Origin of the sequence: Collinsella aerofaciens, assembly GCF_039752775.1 — a bacterium.
Taxonomy (GTDB): Bacteria; Actinomycetota; Coriobacteriia; order Coriobacteriales; family Coriobacteriaceae; genus Collinsella; species Collinsella aerofaciens_R.
In genome coordinates this window covers 1-20,463 of sequence record NZ_JBDMGT010000037.1, presented here as the reverse complement: position 1 = coordinate 20,463, position 20,463 = coordinate 1, and the positions used below count along the sequence as shown (strand labels likewise).

At 56.7% G+C, this 20,463-nt stretch carries 14 protein-coding genes; 8 read left to right on the top strand and 6 right to left on the bottom strand.

Features of this window, described 5'->3' with window-relative positions; genetic code table 11:
- Window positions 1-141 precede the first annotated feature (141 nt).
- A complete protein-coding gene (locus ABHR63_RS08900; protein WP_006234827.1) occupies window positions 142-480 on the bottom strand; it encodes a PTS lactose/cellobiose transporter subunit IIA in 339 nt (112 codons plus the stop codon).
- 214 nt (window positions 481-694) lie between these two features.
- The gene (locus ABHR63_RS08895) at window positions 695-1,699 is read right to left on the bottom strand and encodes a LacI family DNA-binding transcriptional regulator (protein ID WP_271732083.1); all 1,005 of its coding nucleotides are present in this window, start codon (window positions 1,697-1,699) and stop codon (window positions 695-697) included.
- 357 nt (window positions 1,700-2,056) lie between these two features.
- Between ABHR63_RS08895 and ABHR63_RS08890 the strand changes: the two genes are divergently transcribed.
- Together ABHR63_RS08890 and lacG (ABHR63_RS08885) are read left to right on the top strand one after the other, a co-directional pair.
- On the top strand, window positions 2,057-3,832 hold the full coding sequence (locus tag ABHR63_RS08890; protein ID WP_271732080.1) for a lactose/cellobiose PTS transporter subunit IIB: 1,776 nt from the start codon (window positions 2,057-2,059) through the stop codon (window positions 3,830-3,832).
- 66 nt (window positions 3,833-3,898) lie between these two features.
- The gene (gene lacG / locus ABHR63_RS08885; RefSeq protein WP_055310567.1) at window positions 3,899-5,338 is read left to right on the top strand and encodes a 6-phospho-beta-galactosidase; all 1,440 of its coding nucleotides are present in this window, start codon (window positions 3,899-3,901) and stop codon (window positions 5,336-5,338) included.
- A gap of 267 nt (window positions 5,339-5,605) precedes the next feature.
- Here lacG (ABHR63_RS08885) and ABHR63_RS08880 read toward each other — a convergent pair whose 3' ends face one another.
- Window positions 5,606-6,634: a LacI family DNA-binding transcriptional regulator gene (locus ABHR63_RS08880; RefSeq protein WP_040358938.1), complete on the bottom strand. Its 1,029-nt coding sequence runs from the start codon at window positions 6,632-6,634 to the stop codon at window positions 5,606-5,608.
- A 350-nt stretch (window positions 6,635-6,984) separates the two neighbouring features.
- Between ABHR63_RS08880 and lacG (ABHR63_RS08875) the strand changes: the two genes are divergently transcribed.
- Entirely contained in the window at window positions 6,985-8,427 is a 1,443-nt protein-coding gene (gene lacG / locus ABHR63_RS08875) for a 6-phospho-beta-galactosidase (protein ID WP_430392750.1), read from the top strand.
- Between the two features lie 172 nt (window positions 8,428-8,599).
- Complete coding sequence (locus ABHR63_RS08870; RefSeq protein WP_022094682.1) at window positions 8,600-10,360, top strand: PTS lactose transporter subunit IIBC; 1,761 nt, start codon at window positions 8,600-8,602, stop codon at window positions 10,358-10,360.
- A 333-nt stretch (window positions 10,361-10,693) separates the two neighbouring features.
- Here the strand turns inward: ABHR63_RS08870 and ABHR63_RS08865 are convergent, their stop codons facing one another.
- On the bottom strand, window positions 10,694-11,695 hold the full coding sequence (locus ABHR63_RS08865) for a LacI family DNA-binding transcriptional regulator (protein WP_346965006.1): 1,002 nt from the start codon (window positions 11,693-11,695) through the stop codon (window positions 10,694-10,696).
- 284 nt (window positions 11,696-11,979) lie between these two features.
- Here ABHR63_RS08865 and ABHR63_RS08860 point away from each other — a divergent pair, with 284 nt between their 5' ends.
- The 3 genes from ABHR63_RS08860 to ABHR63_RS08850 all read left to right on the top strand — a co-directional run bounded on the left by ABHR63_RS08860 (window position 11,980) and on the right by ABHR63_RS08850 (window position 17,251).
- Window positions 11,980-13,758 (top strand): PTS lactose transporter subunit IIBC, encoded by a 1,779-nt coding sequence (locus ABHR63_RS08860; RefSeq protein WP_346965005.1) that lies wholly within the window; start codon window positions 11,980-11,982, stop codon window positions 13,756-13,758.
- 75 nt (window positions 13,759-13,833) lie between these two features.
- Window positions 13,834-15,255 carry a 6-phospho-beta-galactosidase gene (gene lacG, locus ABHR63_RS08855; RefSeq protein ID WP_346965004.1) on the top strand — a complete coding sequence of 474 codons (1,422 nt, stop codon included), beginning with the start codon at window positions 13,834-13,836 and terminating at the stop codon, window positions 15,253-15,255.
- A gap of 739 nt (window positions 15,256-15,994) precedes the next feature.
- The gene (locus tag ABHR63_RS08850) at window positions 15,995-17,251 is read left to right on the top strand and encodes an ATP-binding protein (RefSeq protein WP_138340180.1); all 1,257 of its coding nucleotides are present in this window, start codon (window positions 15,995-15,997) and stop codon (window positions 17,249-17,251) included.
- Here ABHR63_RS08850 and ABHR63_RS08845 read toward each other — a convergent pair whose 3' ends face one another.
- Entirely contained in the window at window positions 17,252-17,647 is a 396-nt protein-coding gene (locus ABHR63_RS08845) for a DeoR/GlpR family DNA-binding transcription regulator (RefSeq protein WP_346965003.1), read from the bottom strand.
- A 162-nt stretch (window positions 17,648-17,809) separates the two neighbouring features.
- Window positions 17,810-19,504, bottom strand: coding sequence for a PTS lactose transporter subunit IIBC (locus tag ABHR63_RS08840; RefSeq protein ID WP_346965002.1), 1,695 nt, complete (start codon window positions 19,502-19,504; stop codon window positions 17,810-17,812).
- Window positions 19,505-19,881: 377 nt separating this feature from the next.
- Between ABHR63_RS08840 and ABHR63_RS08835 the strand changes: the two genes are divergently transcribed.
- Window positions 19,882-20,463, top strand: a 582-nt coding sequence (locus ABHR63_RS08835) for a DUF7916 family protein (RefSeq protein ID WP_488192557.1), incomplete at its 3' end; no start/stop codon positions are given.

The following is a 20,463-nucleotide window of genomic DNA, read 5'->3' as shown; positions in this document are numbered from 1 at the left end:
TAAAGCCGTTTGTCTCCACCCGCGTAGCGGGTGGTTCAAAGCTGGCCGCTGCGCGGCCAGCGGACTAAAGTCTTGAACAGAAAAAGCCCTGCCGCGGGTAGCGGCAGAGCTTTTGGAAGGGGACTTGGTTGTGAGGGCTCGTTAGGCGAGCTTGGCCTCGAGCTCGGCGATGCGCTTGTAGGCATCGATGGTAAAGCGGGTCTGCTTCTCCAGGATCATAGTGGTCATGAGGGTGTCCTGAGCGTGAGCCATGATGAAGGTCATCTCCATCTCGCCACCGCCGGCCTCCTGCGAAAGCAGTTTGGTCTGCGTGTCGTGGGCACCGATGAGCGCATCGCTGGCATCCTTGTGCAGCTGTTCGGCCTTCTCAAAGTCACCCTCGCGAGCAGCATCGAGCGCTGCAAGCAGATCGGTCTGGGCGTCACCTGCGTATGCGACGATCTCGAATCCAACCATCGAGATTTCTTCTTTGGTTGCCATATTGCGTTCCTTTCACATATGAACCAATGGAGAGCATCGCGTCCGGGCATACGCGCTGCGTTGTGTATGACAGAAACAATAACATTCAAACAAAAAAGAACAGCTCAAAACGTAATTTCGAACTATGAACGGTCACTTTTCGCCCGTGAACGGTTTTTAAACCAATCTGAACAATATCGAACACAATTAGCGGCAACCCAAACAGGGCCGCACCCTAACGCAAATCGCGCACCGTATCGCCCTCTACAAGCACACCGGGGATCAGCATGTGCTCCACGCCAGACGCACCCCCATCGGCGCCGGCAATCTTGTCGACCGCCCACATGCCGACGCGCTTGTTGTCAAAGCGCACCGTGGTCAGGCGACGGTCGGGCACGATATCGCCCAGGCTGTCATCAACACCCGCCACGCTCACGTCCTCGGGCACACGCCTTCCGCACGACTCGAGCCCGCGAATGCAGCCGTATGCCATGGCATCGTTGGAAGCATAAATGGCCGTACAGGTCGGATCTTCCGCCAGAGCCTGACCGGCAGCATATCCGCTCTGTGCCGTCCAATCCCCACGGACGAGTCGCGGCGGCTCAATTCCATGCGCGCGCAATGTCTCGCGCCAGCCTTCCTCGCGCCGCATGCCCGAAAGCGAGCGCTCGGGACACGAGATAAAGTGCACGGTTTTGTGCCCCCGCCCCAGCAAGTACTCGACCACCTGGCGCGAGCAATCGAACTGGTCGTTATCGACCGTTGAACAGAGCGGATGCTCCAGCATCGTAACGAGCACCGTCTGCATGCCGGGCAGCGGCTCGAAGGTGCCAAAGTCCGCCGGCATGCGATTCATGATCACGACCATGCCGTCTACCGGCAGCGCGCTCATGCGCGACGATGCGCTCTCGAGGGTATACGGATGCCCATCTACTTTAGTGAGGGTGATGGCATAGCCATGTTTGTCGGCCGCGGCGGCAAAGCCCTCCATACGGTCGAGGTTGCCGGTACCGGTAATGTTGAACATGGCGACGCCAACGGTCTTAAACTTGCCACGGCGCAGCGATCGACCGGCAAAATTGGGGCGATACCCCAGCTCGCGCATGGCGGCACGCACGCGTTCCTTGGTCTCGGGGCGCACACTGGGCGAATCGTGCACGGTGCGCGAGACCGTCTGCTCCGAGACGCCCGCGAGGCGCGCCACGTCTTTGACGGATACCGATTTTTTAACAGCGGCCATAGGTCGATCTTTCTATGTCAACGATGCCATTGGTGGCACCCTACGCAGTCAAATGAAACGTCTTCAAGTATATCTAACGCCTCCCCCACCATACGCTCACCACCCAAAACCTACCGTTCACCGACATTTTTGCTTCCCCGAACGGCTTTTATCGCCCAAATGTTAACGTTGCCATTGTGCAAACACAGAGCCACCGGGCGGCTCAAACGTTTACGCGTAAGGAATCGACGGTTCGCAGGCACAGGAACCACCGGTTCGCGTCTTTTTTTGTGTCGCAAAATGGCAACGTCAACATTTTGGCAACCGAACGTCAAAAGCTACCATCGTTGCCAACCCACCGACTCTTAGGAGCTTTGCATGGAGCAACTCATCGCCATCATCGAAAAGGGGCAGCCCTTTTTCAACGCGATCGCCCGCAACAAGTACCTCAAGGCGATCCGCGACGGTTTTATCTCCGTCATCCCCATCATCATCTTCTCGTCCATCTTCTGCCTGGTAGCCTCGGTTCCCAATATCTGGGGTTTCTACTGGCCCGATGACATCAACAACGCCCTATGGAAGTGCTACAACTACTCCATGGGCATCCTGGCCATCGCCTGTGCCGCCACCACGGCCAAGCACTTCGCCGACGCTCAGAACCGCGATCTGCCCAAGAACAACCAGATCAACTTCATCTCGTGCATGTGCGCGGCCATCATCGGCTTCTTGCTCCTTTCGAGCGACACGATCGCCACGGACGCTGCCAGCGGCTTCAACACCACCTACCTTGGTTCCAAAGGCCTGCTGACCGCCTTTATCGCTGCGTTTGTGACCGGCATCATCTACAAGTTCTTCATTAAGCGCAACATCACCGTCAAGATGCCCGAGCAGGTTCCGCCCAACATCTCGCAGACCTTTAAGGACATCATCCCCTTCTCCGTCTGCATCACCGTCTTTTGGGTCTTTGACATAGCCTTCCGCGCTGCTTTTGGCTTCTGCTTTGCCCAGGGCGTCATCCAGGTGTTCCAGCCCCTGTTCACCGCTGCCGACGGCTACATCGGCCTCGCTGTGATCTACGGCGCTATGAGCCTCTTCTGGTTCGTGGGCGTCCACGGCCCCTCGATCGTCGAGCCCGCCATCGCCGCCGCCCTCGTTGCCAACATGACCGACAACCTGGCTGCGTTCCAGGCCGGCCAGCACGCTTCCGCTGTCCTGACCCAGGGTGCCCAGTACTTCGTCGTCTGCATGGGCGGCACCGGCGCCACGCTCGTCCTGGTCTTTATGTTCTGCTTCCTGGCCAAGTCTCAGGAGATGCGCGCCGTCGGTAAGGCCGCCATCGTCCCCGTCTGCTTTGCCGTCAACGAGCCGCTGCTGTTCGCCGCGCCCATCGTGCTCAACCCCGTCTTCTTTGTCCCGTTTGTCTTTGCCCCGATCGCCAACATCTGGATCCTCAAGATCTTTATCGACTTCTTGGGCATGAACGGCTTTATGTACACCCTGCCTTGGACCGTCCCCGGCCCCATCGGCACCATCATGGGCCTGGGCTTCCAGCCGCTCGCTTTTGTGATGCTCGCCCTTATCCTGGTCATCGACTTCGTTCTGTACTACCCGTTCTTCCGTGCCTATGACGCCCAGAAGTGCGCCGAGGAGGCCGAGATCTCCCAGGAGGAGCTCGCCGCCAAGAACGCCGAGAAGGCCGCCAAGCTCAACGATGCCTTCCAGGGCAAGGCTGACGCCAAGAGCGTTGCCGCCGGCGCTGCTGCCGAGGCCGTGAAGGCCGACTCCCCCGCCGCTTCCGCAGCACCCGCTGCCGAGACAACGACCGCCAGCGACCTCAACGGCAAGCGCGTGCTCGTGCTCTGCCAGGGCGGCGGAACCTCGGGCCTGCTCGCCAACGCGCTGGCCAAGGCCGCCAAGGAGCGCGGCATTAACCTCGAGACCGCTGCCGAGGCCTATGGCAACCACGTGGACATGCTCCCCGACTTTGACCTGGTCGTCCTGGCCCCGCAGGCCGCAAGCTACCTGGCCGACCTGCAGAAGGACTGTGAGCGCGTGGGCAACAAGTGCGTCGCCTGCCGTGGCAAGCAGTACATCGAGCTCTCCCAGAACGGCGACAAGTCTCTCGCCTTCGTGAGTGAGCAACTTTCGAAGTAAGTAACGCCCAGGGCCAGCCGACCATCCAAGACCGGCTGGCCCTTCGATTTAGACGATTGGATCATCATGTCCGTTAATCCTGCTAGCGTCACCAACCCGCCCGCGCAGTTTCCCGAGGACTTTGTCTTTGGCGGCGCCACCGCTGCCTACCAGGTAGAGGGCGAGACCCGCACTCACGGTAAGGGCAAGGTTGCCTGGGACGACTTTCTGGAGGCCCAGGGGCGCTTCTCCCCCGACCCCGCTTCGGACTTCTACAACCAGTACCCCGTCGACCTGGAGCTGTGCGAGGAGTTCGGCATCAACGGCATTCGCCTCTCCATCGCCTGGAGCCGCATCTTCCCCAACGGCACCGGCGAAATCAACCCCGAGGGCGTCCAGTTCTACCACGATCTCTTCGCCGAGTGCCACAAGCACCACGTTGAGCCGTTCGTCACGCTGCATCACTTTGACACGCCGCTTCCCCTCTTTGAGAAGGGCGACTTCCTCAACCGCGAGACCATCGACGCCTTTGTGGACTTTGCCACCTTCTGCTTTAAGGAGTACGCCGACCAGGTGACCTACTGGTTCACCTTTAACGAGATCTGGGCCGACGCCTCCAACACCTACATCGAGGGCACCTTCCCCGGTGGCGTCAAGGCGCATCTGGCCGAGGCCTTCCAGTGCGAGCACAACATGATGCTCGCCCACGCCAAGGCCGTGCTGGCCTTCCACAACGGCGGCTTTAAGGGCAAAATCGGCGTCATCCAGTCGCTGGAGTTTAAGTACCCGCTCAACGAGAACGACCCCGCCGACATCAAAGCCGCCAACAACGAGCACGTGCTGCAAAACCAGTTTTTGCTCGACGCGACGTTCCGCGGCGAGTATGCCCCCGACACCCTCGAGTGCGCCAACCGCCTGGCTGCCGTCTCGGGCGGCACCATCGAGATCTTGGACGAGGACCTCGAGATTATGCGCGAGGCAGCGCTCTACAACGACTACCTGGGCGTTAACAACTATCAGTGCCGTTTTTTGAAGGCTTACGATGGCGAGAACGACCTGCACCACAACGGTACGGGCGAGAAGGGCACCGGTCGCTGGCGCGTCAAGGGCATTGGCGAGCATGTGAACAAGCCCGGCATCCCCACCACCGACTGGGACTGGATCATCTATCCCGAGGGTCTGTTCGATCTGCTCGTCTACATTAAGCAGCGCTACCCCAACTACAAGCAGATCTTCATCACCGAGAACGGCATGGGCTACAAGGACCCCTACAAGAACGGTTTTGTGGACGACCAGCCGCGCATCGACTACATCGAGCAGCACCTGCGTTGGCTGCTCAAGGCCATGGAGGTGGGCGTCAACGTGGGCGGCTACTTCCTGTGGAGCCTGCAGGATCAGTTCTCCTGGACCAATGGCTACAACAAGCGTTACGGCTTCTTTTACGTTGACTTTGAAACCCAGAAGCGCACGCCCAAGGCAAGCGCCTACTGGTACAAGCACGTGGCGCAGACCCGTCGTCTGGACTAGTGGCTGGCGGGGTTGCCCGCTCACACAACCTGTCCCCATTTCTCAGCCGGGGGCGGCACGTCACACGGCGCGCCGCCCCCGGTCTTTTTGTTTTTGGGCTGGTCGGGAGCCGTTTGTCTCGATCTGTAACATCTAGCCGAGTTTTTTGGTCCTAGCTGTTACAGATTGAGACGAACAGGATTGCTCTTTCCGAAGAATCTAAATCTGTAACACGTAGCCCGCTTTTGACCGTCTACCTGTTACAAATCGAGACAAACGGAGTAGGACCTAACCCCGTATGTCCCTAACAGTCGAGCGTTCGACCAGCGTACTCGGCACATGAATCGCCTCGATAGACGAGCTCTCTCCAATCGCCGCCTCAAACGCAAGCTTACCGACACCGCGCAAATCAAATCGCAGCGTCGTCAGTCGATTGTGAGGAACAAGTCCCTCGAGTGCGTCGTCGATACCAACCACGCTCACGTCGTCGGGCACGGACAGGCCCGCGTTCTCGAGCGCGGCGATAACGCCCAGCGCCATCTGGTCATTTGCCGCAAGCACGGCAGTCGGCGCCTGCGACCCGCCGGCAAGCACCTCGGCCGCAATCCGCTCGCCCATGGCGTACCCACTGTCCGCACTCCAATCGCCACGCAGCATCGGAGCGGCATCGACATGAGCACGACCCAGCGTATCGCGCCAACCGGCCTCACGAAAACGTGAGGAAATCGAGTTTTCCGGACCCGCCACAAACCGCATATTCGAGTGACCATGTTCCAGCAGATAATTGGTCAACAGCTCGCACGAACCATACTGGTCGGAGTCGATCGTCGTGCAGCGCGGATGCGCATACATGGACAGGATGACCGTTCGCACTCCCGGCTGGGGAACAAACTCCTCAAAATCGGGAGCCATGCGGTTCATGTTGAGAATCATACCGTCGACGGGTCGCTCGACCATGCGGCGCGAGGCATCGGCAAGTGCATAGGGCTTGTCGCCGCCCATCTCGATCATAGTGACGGCAAAATCGTGCTCGCGCGCCGCTTGCATGATACCCTCGAGCGTCGCCAGGTTACCGACACGTGTGATGTTGTACATGCACAGGCCAATAGAACGATACGACCCGCCGCGCAACGCCGCTCCAGCAAAATTGGGACGAAAGCCCAGCTCTTCCATGGCGGCCAGCACACGCTTGCGCGTCTTTTCCGTCACGTTGGGCATACCGTTGACCACGCGAGACACAGTCTGGCGGCTCACGCCAGCGAGCGCCGCAACCTCTGCCGCGCTCGCCGAACGACCATTCCTTGTCTGCTGATCCATGCCTTCCACGCTAACCTGCTTCCCAACTATTCCCCGCGCCCATGGCGCATCGTACATACATTGATAACGTGCTCATGATACCCGAGCCATATACCACAACATGAAAACTTCTGTCAATCAAAACCGCTTACCGAACAAATACAACCGTTCGCGGCTGTTTGAAGTTGTTTTGTTTCTATACATCCCAGCCGGATGTTAACGTGCTCATTGTCAAATGTTCACGTGCTCATTTTGGTTCTAATCATTTTAAGATAGTGTTTATCGGGCTTTTTCACCGCTGAACGCTAACCAGGGAGCCTCCTGAGCGCAAACGCACAATATCGAACAGCGAGACGAGAGGGTGTATGCATATGTCTTTGCTAAACCGCGTACAGCAGCTGCCGAAGGGCTTTGTTTGGGGCGCCGCAACCGCCGCGTACCAAACGGAAGGTTCCACGAAGGTGGCAGGCAAGGGTAAGACCATGTGGGACGATTACCTTGTCGCCCAGGGTCGCTTTTTGCCCGACCCGGCCAGTGATTTCTACAACCGCTACGAGGAGGATATCCGCCTTTCTGCCGAGCATGGACTCAACGCCATTCGTGTGTCCATCGCCTGGACCCGCATCTTCCCCAACGGCGACGATGCCGAACCCCTCTCCGAGGGCGTTAAGCACTACCACGAGCTGTTCGCCTGCTGCAAAAAGTATGGCGTCGAGCCCTATGTGTCCCTGCATCACTTTGACTCCCCCGCCGCCCTGTTCAACCAGGGCGACTGGCTCAACCGCAAGACCGTCGACGCCTATGTGCGCTATGCCGAGTTCTGCTTCCGCGAGTTCCGCGAGGTCAAAAATTGGTTCACCATCAACGAGCTCATCAGCCTCTCGCACTCCCAATACATCCAAGGCAACTTCCCGCCCAACCATCACTTTGATGTGACGAGCGGCATCCAGAGCCAGCACAACGAGCTCGTTGCCCACGCCCGCGCCGTCAACCTGTATAAGGATCTTGACGAGACCGAGCACCTGGGCGGACGCATTGGCATGGTCAACGTCCTGACGCCGGCATATCCTGCCACCGACTCGCCCGCCGACCAGCACGCCGCCGACCTGTACAACGCCTTCTACACCGACTTCATCATGGACGGCGCCTTCCTGGGTCACTACTCCGCGCGCACCCTCTCACTCATCAACGAGATTCTGCGTGCCAACAACGCCACACTTACGGTTGAGGACAGCGACATGGAGGAGCTCGCCAAGGCGGCGCCCCGCAACGATATGTTCGGCCTCAACTACTATCAGTCGGCGTTTATCGCCGCCTACGATGGCGAGTCAACCAACAGCTTTAACGGCACCGGAGACAAGGGCACCTCGTGCTTTAAGTTTAAAGGCGTCGGGCAGCAGGTCGATATGCCGGGTATCCCCACCACCGACTGGGATTGGCTCATCTACCCGCAAGGCCTCTACGACACGCTCAAGCACATCAGCGCCACCTATCCCAACCTCCCCGTCATCTATATCACCGAAAACGGCCTGGGCCACAAGGACCCCGAGCCCGACGCAAACGGCATCGTCGCCGATCCCGAGCGCATCGACTTTGTCGACCAGCACATGGAGAAGGTGCTCCAGGCGCGCGCCGAGGGCGTCGACGTCCAGGGCTACTTTATCTGGAGCCTGCAGGACCAGTTCTCGTGGGCCAATGGCTATAACAAGCGCTACGGCCTGTTCTACATCGACTTCGACACGCAAAAACGCTACATCAAGCAGTCGGCACTCTGGTACAAGGAGCTCGCCGACACTATAGCGGACGCGCAGTAGCGCATCGCCTCGCTTTCCCCCGAGAAGGGAGCGGCCCTATGCGATACAAACCCAGCCGCTCCCCTCTCTCTGGGACCGGCCCCGCCTGCACCCGGGCTTTTAGCAAGCGGGAGACCATATAGGTTTTCAACGTCCATGCCATTAAGATTTCATGCAAAGAGGAGCGTGAACTATGGAATCGATCGTTAAGTTCTTGGAGAAAGGTCAGCCGTACTTCGACAAGGTCTCTAAGAACATCTACCTTCAGGCCATTAAAGACGGCTTTTTGGCAGCAATGCCCATCATCCTGTCTTCTTCTGTCTTCCTGCTTATTTCGACCCTGCCGGGCGTTGTCGCCACGGTCGGCGGCTTTACGCTGCCCGACTGGTGGAACGTCGACGTCGTGAACTTCTGCAACAAGGTTTACAACTTCACGATGGGCGTCGTGGGCATCATGGTCGCCGGCACCACCGCAAGCGCGCTGACCGGCTCCAAGAACCGCCGCATGCCTGCCGGCAAGGCCATCAACGCCACGAGCACCATGGTCGCCGCCATGTGCGCTATGCTCATCTTGGCCGTTACCCAGACGAGTGCCAAGATCGACGGCGCCGATGTCTCGGTGTTCTTTACCGACAACATGGGCACCAAGGGCCTGCTGAGCTCCTTTGTCGCCGCATTTGCCACGGTCAACATCTATGCCTTCTGCATTAAGCGAGACATCACCATCAAGCTGCCCAAAGAAGTCCCCGGCGCCATCGCCCAGAACTTCCGCGACATCTTCGCCTTCAGCTTCTCCATCCTGTTTGTCGCCGTCATCGACGTTATCTGCCGCACCTGCTTGGCCGTCCCGTTTGCCAACGTCATCTCCACGCTGGTGAGCCCGCTGTTCGCCGCTGCCGATTCCTACGCCGGCCTCGCCCTCATCTGGTTCATGATCCCGCTGTTCTGGTTCATGGGCATCCACGGCCCCTCGGTCGTTAAGCCTGCCCTCAACGCCGCGCTGTTTGGCAACATCACCACCAACCTCGCCACGCTGCAGGCCGGCGGTCACCCCGCCCTCGCCCTGACCGAAAACTTCGGTAACTACATCGGCGAACTCGGCGGCACCGGCGCCACGTTCATTGTCCCGATCATCTTCCTGCTCTTTATGCGCTCCAAGCAGCTCAAGGCCGTCGGCAAAGCCTCTGTCGTACCCGTGATGTTCGCCGTCAACGAGCCGCTGCTGTTCGCCGCGCCCATCATCCTCAACCCGTACTTCCTGATCCCGTTCCTGTTTGCCCCCGTGGCCAACGTCCTCATTGGTAAGTTCTTCATCGACTTTTTGGGCATGAACGGCTTTATCTATGCCATGCCGTGGGCACTCCCCGGACCGATCGGCACCTTCATCGACACCAACTTCCAGCCGATCTCTCTGGTCCTGGTTGTCGTCCTGCTGGTCGTTGACTTCTTGATCTACTACCCGTTCTGCAAGGCCTACGACAACGTCCTGTGCAAGCAGGAGGCCGAGACCCTGGCCGAAGAAGAGGCCGAGGAGACCAAGGCCGTCAAGACCGCTGCCGCCCCCGCCGTTGAGGCTCCTGTTGTCGAGACCGCTTCTGCCACTGAGGCCTCCGCAGCTCCGTCCGCCCTTAAGGGCAAGGATCTGAGGGTTCTGGTTCTGTGCGCTGGCGCCGGCACCTCTGCACTGCTCGCCAACGCGCTTAAGGAAGGCGCCGACGAGCTGGGCATCGACATTACCGCCAACGCCGGTGCCTACGGCAGCCACTACGCCATCATGGACCAGTACAACGTCATCGTCCTGGCTCCGCAGGTTCGCACCTATTACAACGAGATGAAGGCCGACACCGACCGCCTGGGCATCACGCTGCTGTCGCCCAAGGGCAAACAGTACATCGACCTCACTAAGGATCCCAAGGGCGCCGTCGCCTGGATCGAGGAAAACCTCGAGGCATAAGACGCTGACACCACCTGCCGCTTGCAGACAATAAATGGCCCGTGCATCGATGTGTGATGCGCGGGCCATTTTGTTTAGACCGCACCCGTCCTCCTGTTCATCTCAATCTGTAACATCTAGCCGAGTTTTTCGGTCCTAGCTGTTACAGATCGAGATGAACGCACAGGCCAAGCCGAAAATCTCAATCTGTAACATGTAGACCACTTTTGACCGCTTAGACGTTACAGATCGAGACAAACGGAATATACCGGACCGAATTGTCTAAATCTGTAACAACTAGCTGAGATTTTCGGCCCTACCTGTTACAGATTTAGACGAACAGGCCGAGCACGTCTACGCCCGCAGGTCCTTTACGCTGGAACGCTCGACCAGCACGCCCGAGACAAGCGTACGGCTTCTGGAGCTCGGAGATTCTAGGCCCGCAACGACCTCGTTGAGCGCACGGATGCCCAGCTCGCGGTGGCGAAACTTCACCGACGTCAGAATCGAGTTGGGAATCGTCTTGTAGAGCTCATCGTCGAAGCCGATCACGGACACGTCGTCGGGCACACTGAGCCCTTTGTCACGTAGAGCCATCATCACGCCGTTTGCCATGCAGTCGTTAGCAGCGAGGACCGCCGTGCAATCGGGTTTATCGGCAAGCACAAGGCCCGCGGCATAGCCACTATCCGCATTCCAATCGCCTTGCAGAGGCTCGGGCGGCTCAATGCCACGCGCCTCGAGCGCCGCACGCCAACCTTTCATACGGCACTGGCTCGACAGCGACTCTTCCTTACCAGAGACGAAGTACACGTTCTTGTGCCCGCGATTCAAGAAGTACTCGCACGCCATACGAGCGCCGCCCTCTTGATCGTCACTGACGGTGGAGCAGGTAGGATGCTCCATCGGCGTAATAATCACCGTCTTGAGGTCTTTCGGCGCCTCAAAGCTATCAAAGTCATCGACCATCTGACGCAGGTTGAAGATCATGCCATCAACAGGCAGCTGCGACATCCTACGCGCCGCATCGGCAAGAGTCATCTTCTCACCTCCGCACTTCTTAATCATCGTGAGCGCAAAGCCGCGTTCTTCGGCGGCATCGGCGATACCGTCAATCATGTCCACGGCACCGCCCGACAAGTGGAACAGCGCCACGCCGATGCACCCGTAACGGCCCAACTTGAGCGAACGCGCGGCAAAGTTGGTTCGAAACCCGAGCGCCTCCATTGCGGAATGAACCTTATCGCGTGTCGACTCTCGCACGCTATCGGGCTCGTTGATCACACGCGAAACCGTCTTGAGAGAAACGCCCGCGGCAACTGCCACATCATTCATTGAGACATTTTTCTTGTCCATCGTTGCCACTGCTTCTCCACTCGGTTCTCTATCGCTTGCTTTTTGCGTTCTAGCATACACTACCTGCCCGACTGACAAATCAACCGTTTACCGGACAATATCGACCGCTCACCCGTATATCCTTGTTGCTCTTCCAAAAATGTCTTACGTTGTCATTAACGGAATGACAACGTTATCATTTCGCAATGCCTTCCTTAAGCAGGAAGGTTTCCGGGCAGTCCTGACCATCCATCGACGACCAGTTCCATCCACATGCATCGCGCATCAAGTAGCAAAGGAGCTCTATGGACGCCATCGTAAAGATGCTCGAAAAGCATCAACCGTTCTTCGAGAAGATCTCGAGAAACATCTACCTCCAGGCCATCAAAGACGGATTCCTTGGGTGCATGCCCATCGTCCTTACCTCTTCGATCTTTCTGCTGATCGCCACCCTTCCCGGCGTAGTTGGAATCACGTTGCCCCAGCCGCTCATCGACTGGTGCAACAAGCTGTACAACTTCACCATGGGCGTCATGGGCATCATGGTTGCCGGCACCACCGCCAAGAACTTTACGGCTTCCATGAACCGTCGCATGCCCGCCGGCAAGGTGCTCAACGACGGCTCCACCATGGTTGCCGCCCAGTGCAGCATGCTGCTGCTCGCTGTTACGCAGTTCACCACCAAGTTCAACGGCTCCGAGCTTTCTGTCTTCGATTGCACCAGCATGGGTACGCGTGGTCTGTTCTCGGCCTATATCGCCGCGTTCATTACCGTTTGGGTTTATAAGTTCTGCGTCTCGCGCGATCTGACCATTAAGCTGCCCAAGGAGGTTCCGGGCGCCATCGCTCAGAACTTCCGCGACATCATCCCCTTTGGCGGCGCTGTCATCATCTGCGGCATCATCGATGTTGTCGTGCGCAACCTCATGGGCGTTCCGTTCTCCGAGCTGCTCATCAAGCTGCTCTCCCCGCTCTTCACTGCGGCAGAAACCTATCCTGGCCTTATCCTTATCCAGGCAGCCACCGCGTTCTTCTGGTTCATCGGTGTCCATGGTCCTTCGATTGTCCAGCCGGGCATCGACCCCATCCGTCTTGCCAACCAGGCTGAGAACCTGCAGGTTCTGCTGGCCGGCGGCCACCCCGCCCACTCCCTCACCTTTAACATGTCGCTCGTGGGTGAGTTCGGCGGCACCGGCGCCACGTTCATCGTGCCGCTTCTGCTGATTCTCTTTATGAAGTCCAAGCAGCTCAAAGCCGTCGGTAAGGCCTCGATTGTTCCTGTTGCCTTTGCTGTCAACGAGCCGCTGCTCTTTGGCGCGCCGATGATCCTTAACCCCTACATGCTCATCCCCTTTGTTGCCGCCGGCTGCGTCAACGTGAGTGTTGCCAAGTTCTTTATCGACAACGTGGGCATGAACGGCTTCTCCTTCGTGGTGCCTTGGGCTACCCCCGCTCCCATCGGCATCTTCATCACCACGAACTTCCAGCTTATCGCCCTGGTATTTGTCGCGATCATCATCTTGCTGGACGCCATCATCTACCTGCCGTTCTTGAAGGCATACGATAAGCTGCTCTGCGACCAGGAAGCCGAGCGCGCCGCCGAGCTGGGTCTCGAGTCCGATGGTGCTGCCACCATCGCCGCCAGCACCTCTGCGCCCGCTGTCGAGCAGGCCACCGCTGCCGTCGAGCCGACCGCCGCTGCCGCTGACAGCAAGCCTGTCGCCAATCAGCCCGAGCCCGCTGCCGATGCATCCGTTAAGAAGGATGTCGACGGTCTGAAGGTCCTCGTCCTGTGCGCCGGCGCCGGCACCTCTGCCATGCTTGCCAACGCCATCAAGGAAGGTGCCGCGCAGACCGGAGAGAACATCGCTTCCTCCGCAGGCGCCTATGGCCAGCACACTGCCATCATGGATCAGTACGACGTTATCGTGCTCGCCCCGCAGGTTCGTAGCTACTACAACGACATGAAGGCCGACACCGATCGCCTGGGCATTAAGTTGCTCGCTCCCCGCGGTAAGGAATATATCGACCTTACTCGCGACCCCGCTGGCGCCATCAAGTGGCTCCGCGAGAACCTCGACTAGTTCCTCCCTCTGTTGGTGCCCGGATTCCCGGTTCGGGCACCTCTCCCTATTCGAATCCCACAGAAAGGATGACTCATGACCAACCCCATGCAGTTCCCCGACGGCTTTGTGTTTGGCGGCGCCACCGCTGCTTACCAGGTTGAGGGCGAGACCCGCACGCACGGCAAGGGCAAAGTGCCCTGGGACGATTTCCTGGCTGCCCAGGGTCGCTTCTCCCCCGATCCCGCAAGCGATTTCTACAACAAGTACCCGGTCGATATCGACCTGTGCCAGCGCTTCGGCATCAACGGTATCCGCGTCTCCATCGCTTGGAGCCGCATCTTCCCCAACGGCACTGGCGAGATCAACCACGAGGGTGTCGCCTTCTATCATGAGCTTTTCGCCACCTGCAACAAAGCCGGCGTTATCCCCTATGTCACGCTCGATCACTTTGATACGCCCGAGGCCTTTTACCAGGACGGCGGCGAGGGCTTCCTGACGCGCACGACGATCGACGCCTTTGTCGAGTACGCCAAGTTCTGCTTTGCCGAGTTCACCGAGGTCAAGCACTGGTTCACGTTTAACGAGATTCCCGCAACCGCCGAGGGCAGCTTTATCGTCGGCAACTGGCCGCACGGCGAGAAGTATCGCCTGGACAAGGCTTTCCAGCTCATGCACAACATGATGGTGGCCCACGCCAAGGCTGTCGTCGCCTTCCATGAGGGCGGCTTTGAGGGCGAGATCGGCATTGTCCAGAACCTGGAGCCCAAGTATCCCCTCGACCCCAACAACGCCGCCGACTGCGAGGCAGCTCGCATGGCCGACGTCATCAACAACCGTTGGGTACTCGACGCCACCTTCCGCGGCCACTATGCAGCCGATACCATGGAGGCTGCGACCAAGCTGGCTCATATCGCCGGCGGTGAGCTCGACGTCCGCGACGAGGACATCGCCGTGCTGACCGCCGCGCTCCCCTACAACGATTGCCTGGGCGTCAACACCTACAAGTGCCAGTTCCTGCGTGCCGCCGAGGGCGAAAACGACATCAACCACAATGGCACCGGCGACAAGGGCTCCTCGCGCTGGTTCCTCAAGGGCGTGGGCGAGTCATGCGTGCGCGAAGGCATACCCACCACCGATTGGGACTGGATCATCTATCCCGAGGGCCTCTACGACCTGCTGCTGCGCATTAAGAACGATTACCCCAACTACAAGAAGATCTACATCACCGAGAACGGCATGGGCTATAAGGACGACTTCGAGGACGGCTTTATCGACGACGCCCCTCGTATCGACTACATGCGCCAGCATCTCGCATGGATCCTCAAGGCAATCGACGGCGGCGTAAACGTCGACGGTTACTTTGTGTGGTCGCTGCAGGACCAGTTCTCCTGGACCAACGGCTATAACAAGCGTTACGGCCTGTTCTACATCGACTTTGAGACCCAGAAGCGCTATCCCAAGGCGAGCGCGTACTGGTACAAGAACGTCGCGGAGACCGGCCTGCTCATGGCCTAATTTCAGCCGCGTATCCCCTGTCGGCTGCATGCGAATCCCCCACGGGTTCGCATGCGGCCTTTTTTGTTTTTGGTGAGCCCGAGCAGGCCGTTTATCTCGATCTGTAACATCTAGCAGGGGTTTTCGGTCCTAATTGTTACAGATTGAGACGAACGCGCAGGCCGGTCCGAATAATCTAAATCTGTAACACCTAGCCCACTTTTGACCATCTACCTGTTACAGATCGAGACAAACGCACAGGTCAATCCGCTCAATCTCGATCTGTAACATCTAGCCGAGCTTTTCGGTCCCAGTTGTTACAGATTGAGACAAACGGAATCGGCCAGGCAGAAAATCTAAATCTGTAACATCTAACGAGCATTTGATCGCCTAGTTGTTACAGATCGAGACAATCAGATGGTCAAATCCTCACTTTCCAGGCAGCTACGAAGCGCTCCTCTTTCTTAATTATTATCGGCATCACGAACACACTTCGGTATCTTTTAATGCCAAAATGATACCGAAAGCGTGTTCGAGAATACGGATAATTCCATGCGTTAGCCCAATCAAGCCCCAGGCTTACAAACTCCGTTATTGTTCAGAATGCCAATGCATTCGCGTTTGCGCGTCATTTCGCGTCACTTTGACGCGCATAATGACACGCAAATTTTTTCGTGTCATAATTTTGACGCGTAAAATGACGTGTAAAATTTTTACGTGTTATTTTTCACGTCAAATTGAAGCGAAACGGAGCATCACAATGCAAGAATCCAAAGATCTTGAATTCAAGGAATGCGTCACCAATTCGTTCCTTAAAACCGTCTCCGCTTATGCAAATGGCACGGGAGGACGCGTTCTATTTGGAATTAACGACGACGGAGAAGCCGTTGGCCTCGATGACCCCAAGCAGACCTGCCTGGATATCGAAAACAAGATTAACGATTCGATCATCCCCCAGCCCGATTACTCCCTAAAGATCGACGAGCCCGATGCAACCGTGGAGCTTACGGTCTTTCCCGGCAGATCGAAGCCTTACCTATACCGCTCGAAGGCATACAAGCGCAATGACACCGCGACCATTCCAGTTGATACCCTAGGCCTTTCGCGTCTTGTACTCGAGGGTCAAAACCTCTCCTTTGAGCAGCTCCCGGCAAACAAACAAGATTTATCTTTCACCGTTTTAGAGAATCGTCTAACAGCAAAACTTTCGCTTCAGTCATTCACAACCGATACTCTCAAAACCCTTGGCCTGCTTGATGAAACCGGAACCTACAACAACGCGGCAGAACTGCTCGCGGACGAGAATGGCTTCCCGGGTATCGACATCGCAGTGTTTGGTGAAACTATCAACCTCATTAAGCAGCGCAAGACTCTTGAACATGCATCCGTTCTAGCGGAAATTGACGGAGCCCTTGAGCTTTTCGAAGCCCAGTACTGCTACGAAGAGATCCAGGGGATGGAGCGGATCCGCAAGGAGCTCATTCCGCTCGAAGCATTCCGCGAGGCCATTACCAATGCAGTCGTTCATAGGACTTGGGATGCGCCCGCACACATCCGCATCTCGATGTTCGACGACCGTGTGGAAGTCGCTTCGCCCGGCGGCTTGCCGGCAAGCATGACCGTCGATGAATATCTGTCCGACATGCTATCCGTTAGACGCAATCGTATTCTTGCCGAAGTCTTTTTGCGCCTGGGTCTTATCGAAGCCTTTGGAACGGGCATCATGCGAATTCGCGATACCTATAAGGACAGCGTCAGAAAGCCCCGGTTTCAAGTTTCGGATAACGCCATTGTGGTAACACTTCCCCTACTCATGGATAACCCGGGGCTCAAAGGCGACGAACTTATCGTATTCGGACTGCTGAGCGGAGTACACCCTCAATCGACAAGCGAGCTTGCGGCCAAAGTCACCTTTAGTCGCTCGAAGCTTCTTCGCATCCTCAAAAAACTCGTTGAGACAGGCCTGGCGACAGTTGAAGGCACCGGCAGAGGGCAGAAGTATCGCCTGCTACGCTAGTTAGCAAATGACCTGCGTGTGTTCCTCGATGGCAGTGCGGTCCTCGGCGGTAATACCCGGCTCGCACACCACGGCGTCCAAATTGTCCAGGCGACAGAAGGTGTAGAAGTCGCGCTTGCCGATCTTGCTGGAGTCGGCGATGAGGTAGCGCGAGTCGGCCTTGCTAAAGGCGAGCTGCTGGATGCGGCCCTCGTCCATGTTGGACGTGGACACGTCGCCGTCCAGAATGCCGTTGGCACCGATAAACGCCGTGTCAATCCCTAGTGCGCGCAGGGCATCCTCGGCCATGGGGCCCACAAAGGCGGCGGTGCGGCGACGGTACATGCCGCCCACCAGGCACAGCTCGCAATCCCCGCGCGCCTCGAGCAGGCTAAAGGCCGAAAGCGAATTGGTCACATAGATGGAAGGCAGTTTGTCGGTGACTCGGAGAGCGCCAATGCGATCTCACGACGGTTGCGCTCATTGTCTCAATTAGATACTCAACGAAATACGGCCCCGCAGCTCAATAAGCTGCGGGGCTGTACCATACACCGACGAATCAACGACGAAGTGCATCCACTATTTGGCCAGCTCCTGAACGATCCAGTCAATTGCGCCTTCGGGATCGTTGGTAAGGTCGATATACTCCTTGCCCCTTGTGGTGAGCAGTTTAATTCCAAGGCGATCGGTATCGGCCTTCATAGCGTCATAGTACATGCGTGCCTGGGGCGCCAGAACAATCACGTTGTACTGATCCATCGTCTCATAGTGGCTTCCGTACGCACCGGACTGAGAAACCAGATCGATACCCTTAGCAGCGGCACCTTCGCGAAGAGCATTTGCCAAGAGAGTCGAAGTGCCGGCACCCTGGCAAAGCACAAGCACGCGGATCTGCTCCGCCTTGTCCTTTACCGCCTCGAGAGCTTTTGCGACATTTTCCTGTGCGGCAATAGCATCTGCATCCGAGTTTCCTGCAGTCTCCTTTGCAGACTCTTCCAAACAAAGCTGATGGTCATACGCCTTGCAGAACGGATAGTAAATCACAAAGTCAACGACCAACAGCACTGCCATCAATACGAGAGAACGCAGATCGAGACCCGTGGTGAGGAATGCACCGATTGGGCCGGGAAGCGCCCACGGCATGGTATACATGGGGGCGTTCATTCCAATGACGTCAATGAAAACCTTACCGATTATAGCGTTGACCATAGGAGCCGCTAGGAAGGGCACGAACATATAGGGATTGAGAACAATCGGCATACCGAAGAGAACGGGCTCGTTAACTCCAAAAATCACCGGGATAATCGATGCCTTGCCCATGGCTTTAAGCTGCTTGGAGCGCATAAACATGATCAGGATAATAGGAACGATGAACGTGCAGCCAGAACCGCCCAGACCGCCGATGAAGCTTGTAAAGTCCTGCGTGAGAGCAATTGACGGGTGTCCACCTGCTTGGAAAACCTCAAGATTGGTAACGGTATTGCCGTAGAGCGCAGCATTGATCGGACTCATGACAACCGAAGCACCGTGGATACCCATAAATTGGAAAAGTGCGACCGCGCCTTCGATAAGCGCCATGCCAGGATAGGTGTCAACCGCGGAGAACAGCGGCGAGATGAGAGCGGATACCAAATTGGCGAACGGCACAGCAAGCAGCTTGCGGCTCGCAAGATCGATAAAAGCGCACGCAAGGATCGAAAACCCAAATGCAAAGATATCGCGAAAACTCTGCGCAATAGAGCCAGGGACCTCTTTGGGGAGCTTGATCGTCACATTATGGCTAATGCACACCTTATAGATATTAACGGTCAAGAATGCGGCTACGAACGCAGCGAGAAAACCCTTGGTTCCCATATAGCCGGTTTCAAAAACAGATGTATCTGCTCCGCCAATCGAGACAACATCGTTCGTCACCGATAGTAAGAGCATGCCGCACATGGCACAAACCATGCACGAGGTGGGGTTGAGAGATTTACCCGAAGGCATGCGACGGTTCATCGACATGGCAAGTGAGCTCGCCGTGGTGCCGGCCACCATAATGCCAAGAAGCCCCATGGTATATGCATAGATTTTATTGAAGAAATCCAGCACCTCAGACGGAAGCGTGATGCCTACATAGGCAGGGAGCGTCGAAAGAAGAAGGAACAGGCTCGAGAACAGCACAATTGGCATATTCGAGAGAAAGCCATCCTTGATCGCCACCAGATAAATGTTCCTCGAGATTTTGTCGAAGAGGGGCTGGTGTTTTTCAAGGAATTTGACGATAGCGTCCATAACACATCCTTTCATGATTCCCGGGCACGTAACGATTTATCCGGACTCAACCGTCGTCGTCCCCGTTTGTATCCACTTATGTAAGTGAATACGTTCTTGTGCGAAATGTAATATCATTTGCGCGATTTGTCATAACCAATTCTTTTTCCGCTTTGTCGATATGTCAAGAATTCAAATACTTATTCGGTGAACGGTAGTTAATTAATATAAGGTTTTCCCAGCTAAAGGCTATTTTTTCCGAGCAGTACAATAAGCTTGCAACCGTTCACCGATTGGATATAACATATTGAATATATTGTTGTAACAATATTAGAGACAATGTCACAAGCCTGTCGTTCTAGTCAAAGGAAGTAACAATGCCCAAACGATTACTGAACATGTCCGCATCCGATTTTGCCGCCACGTCACCCATGGATCTAAAGCAGGCAATTCTGGCTTCCGAGGGACGTACCATCATGGCGGAAAACGTACCCTCTTCCCAATTTCTCGGCGGCGTTACTAATGCAGAAATCGAACGTGCCGCAGGTGCCGACCTGCTTCTGTTTAACGCGCTCGATGTGTTCGATCCAGTTATTGCCGGTATTCCAGATGATCTCAATGAAAACCCGGTCACTTGGGTGAAGCGAGCATGCGGAAGGCCCATTGGCGTCAATCTGGAGCCAGTTGATAACGAGGCAGAGATGTCTGAATCCCGTACGGAAATCCCCATGGGTCGTCGCGTCTCTCCCAAGACCTTAGAAAAGGCAAACGAACTCGGATTTGATTTTATTTGCCTCACAGGCAACCCTGGAACTGGCGTCTCCAACGATGCAATCGCCCATTCGATCAAACTCTCCAAAGAGCATTTCAATGGCCTGATCATAGCCGGAAAAATGCATGGAGCAGGCGTTGCGGAACCTGTCATGACGCTCGAAATTGCGCGCAAGTTTGTTGACCTCGGCGTCGATATCCTTCTCGTA

Bases quoted from the DNA above. Each gene is read 5' to 3' on its own strand.
- ABHR63_RS08865 (WP_346965006.1), bottom strand. From the start codon at position 11,695: ATGGACAAGAAAAATGTCTCAATGAATGATGTGGCAGTTGCCGCGGGC.
- ABHR63_RS08860 (WP_346965005.1), top strand. From the start codon at position 11,980: ATGGACGCCATCGTAAAGATGCTCGAAAAGCATCAACCGTTCTTCGAG.
- lacG (WP_055310567.1), top strand. From the start codon at position 3,899: ATGTCCGTTAATCCTGCTAGCGTCACCAACCCGCCCGCGCAGTTTCCC.
- ABHR63_RS08900 (WP_006234827.1), bottom strand. From the start codon at position 480: ATGGCAACCAAAGAAGAAATCTCGATGGTTGGATTCGAGATCGTCGCA.
- ABHR63_RS08870 (WP_022094682.1), top strand. From the start codon at position 8,600: ATGGAATCGATCGTTAAGTTCTTGGAGAAAGGTCAGCCGTACTTCGAC.
- ABHR63_RS08895 (WP_271732083.1), bottom strand. From the start codon at position 1,699: ATGGCCGCTGTTAAAAAATCGGTATCCGTCAAAGACGTGGCGCGCCTC.
- ABHR63_RS08850 (WP_138340180.1), top strand. From the start codon at position 15,995: ATGCAAGAATCCAAAGATCTTGAATTCAAGGAATGCGTCACCAATTCG.
- ABHR63_RS08840 (WP_346965002.1), bottom strand. From the start codon at position 19,504: ATGGACGCTATCGTCAAATTCCTTGAAAAACACCAGCCCCTCTTCGAC.
- ABHR63_RS08880 (WP_040358938.1), bottom strand. From the start codon at position 6,634: ATGGATCAGCAGACAAGGAATGGTCGTTCGGCGAGCGCGGCAGAGGTT.
- ABHR63_RS08890 (WP_271732080.1), top strand. From the start codon at position 2,057: ATGGAGCAACTCATCGCCATCATCGAAAAGGGGCAGCCCTTTTTCAAC.
- lacG (WP_430392750.1), top strand. From the start codon at position 6,985: ATGTCTTTGCTAAACCGCGTACAGCAGCTGCCGAAGGGCTTTGTTTGG.
- lacG (WP_346965004.1), top strand. From the start codon at position 13,834: ATGACCAACCCCATGCAGTTCCCCGACGGCTTTGTGTTTGGCGGCGCC.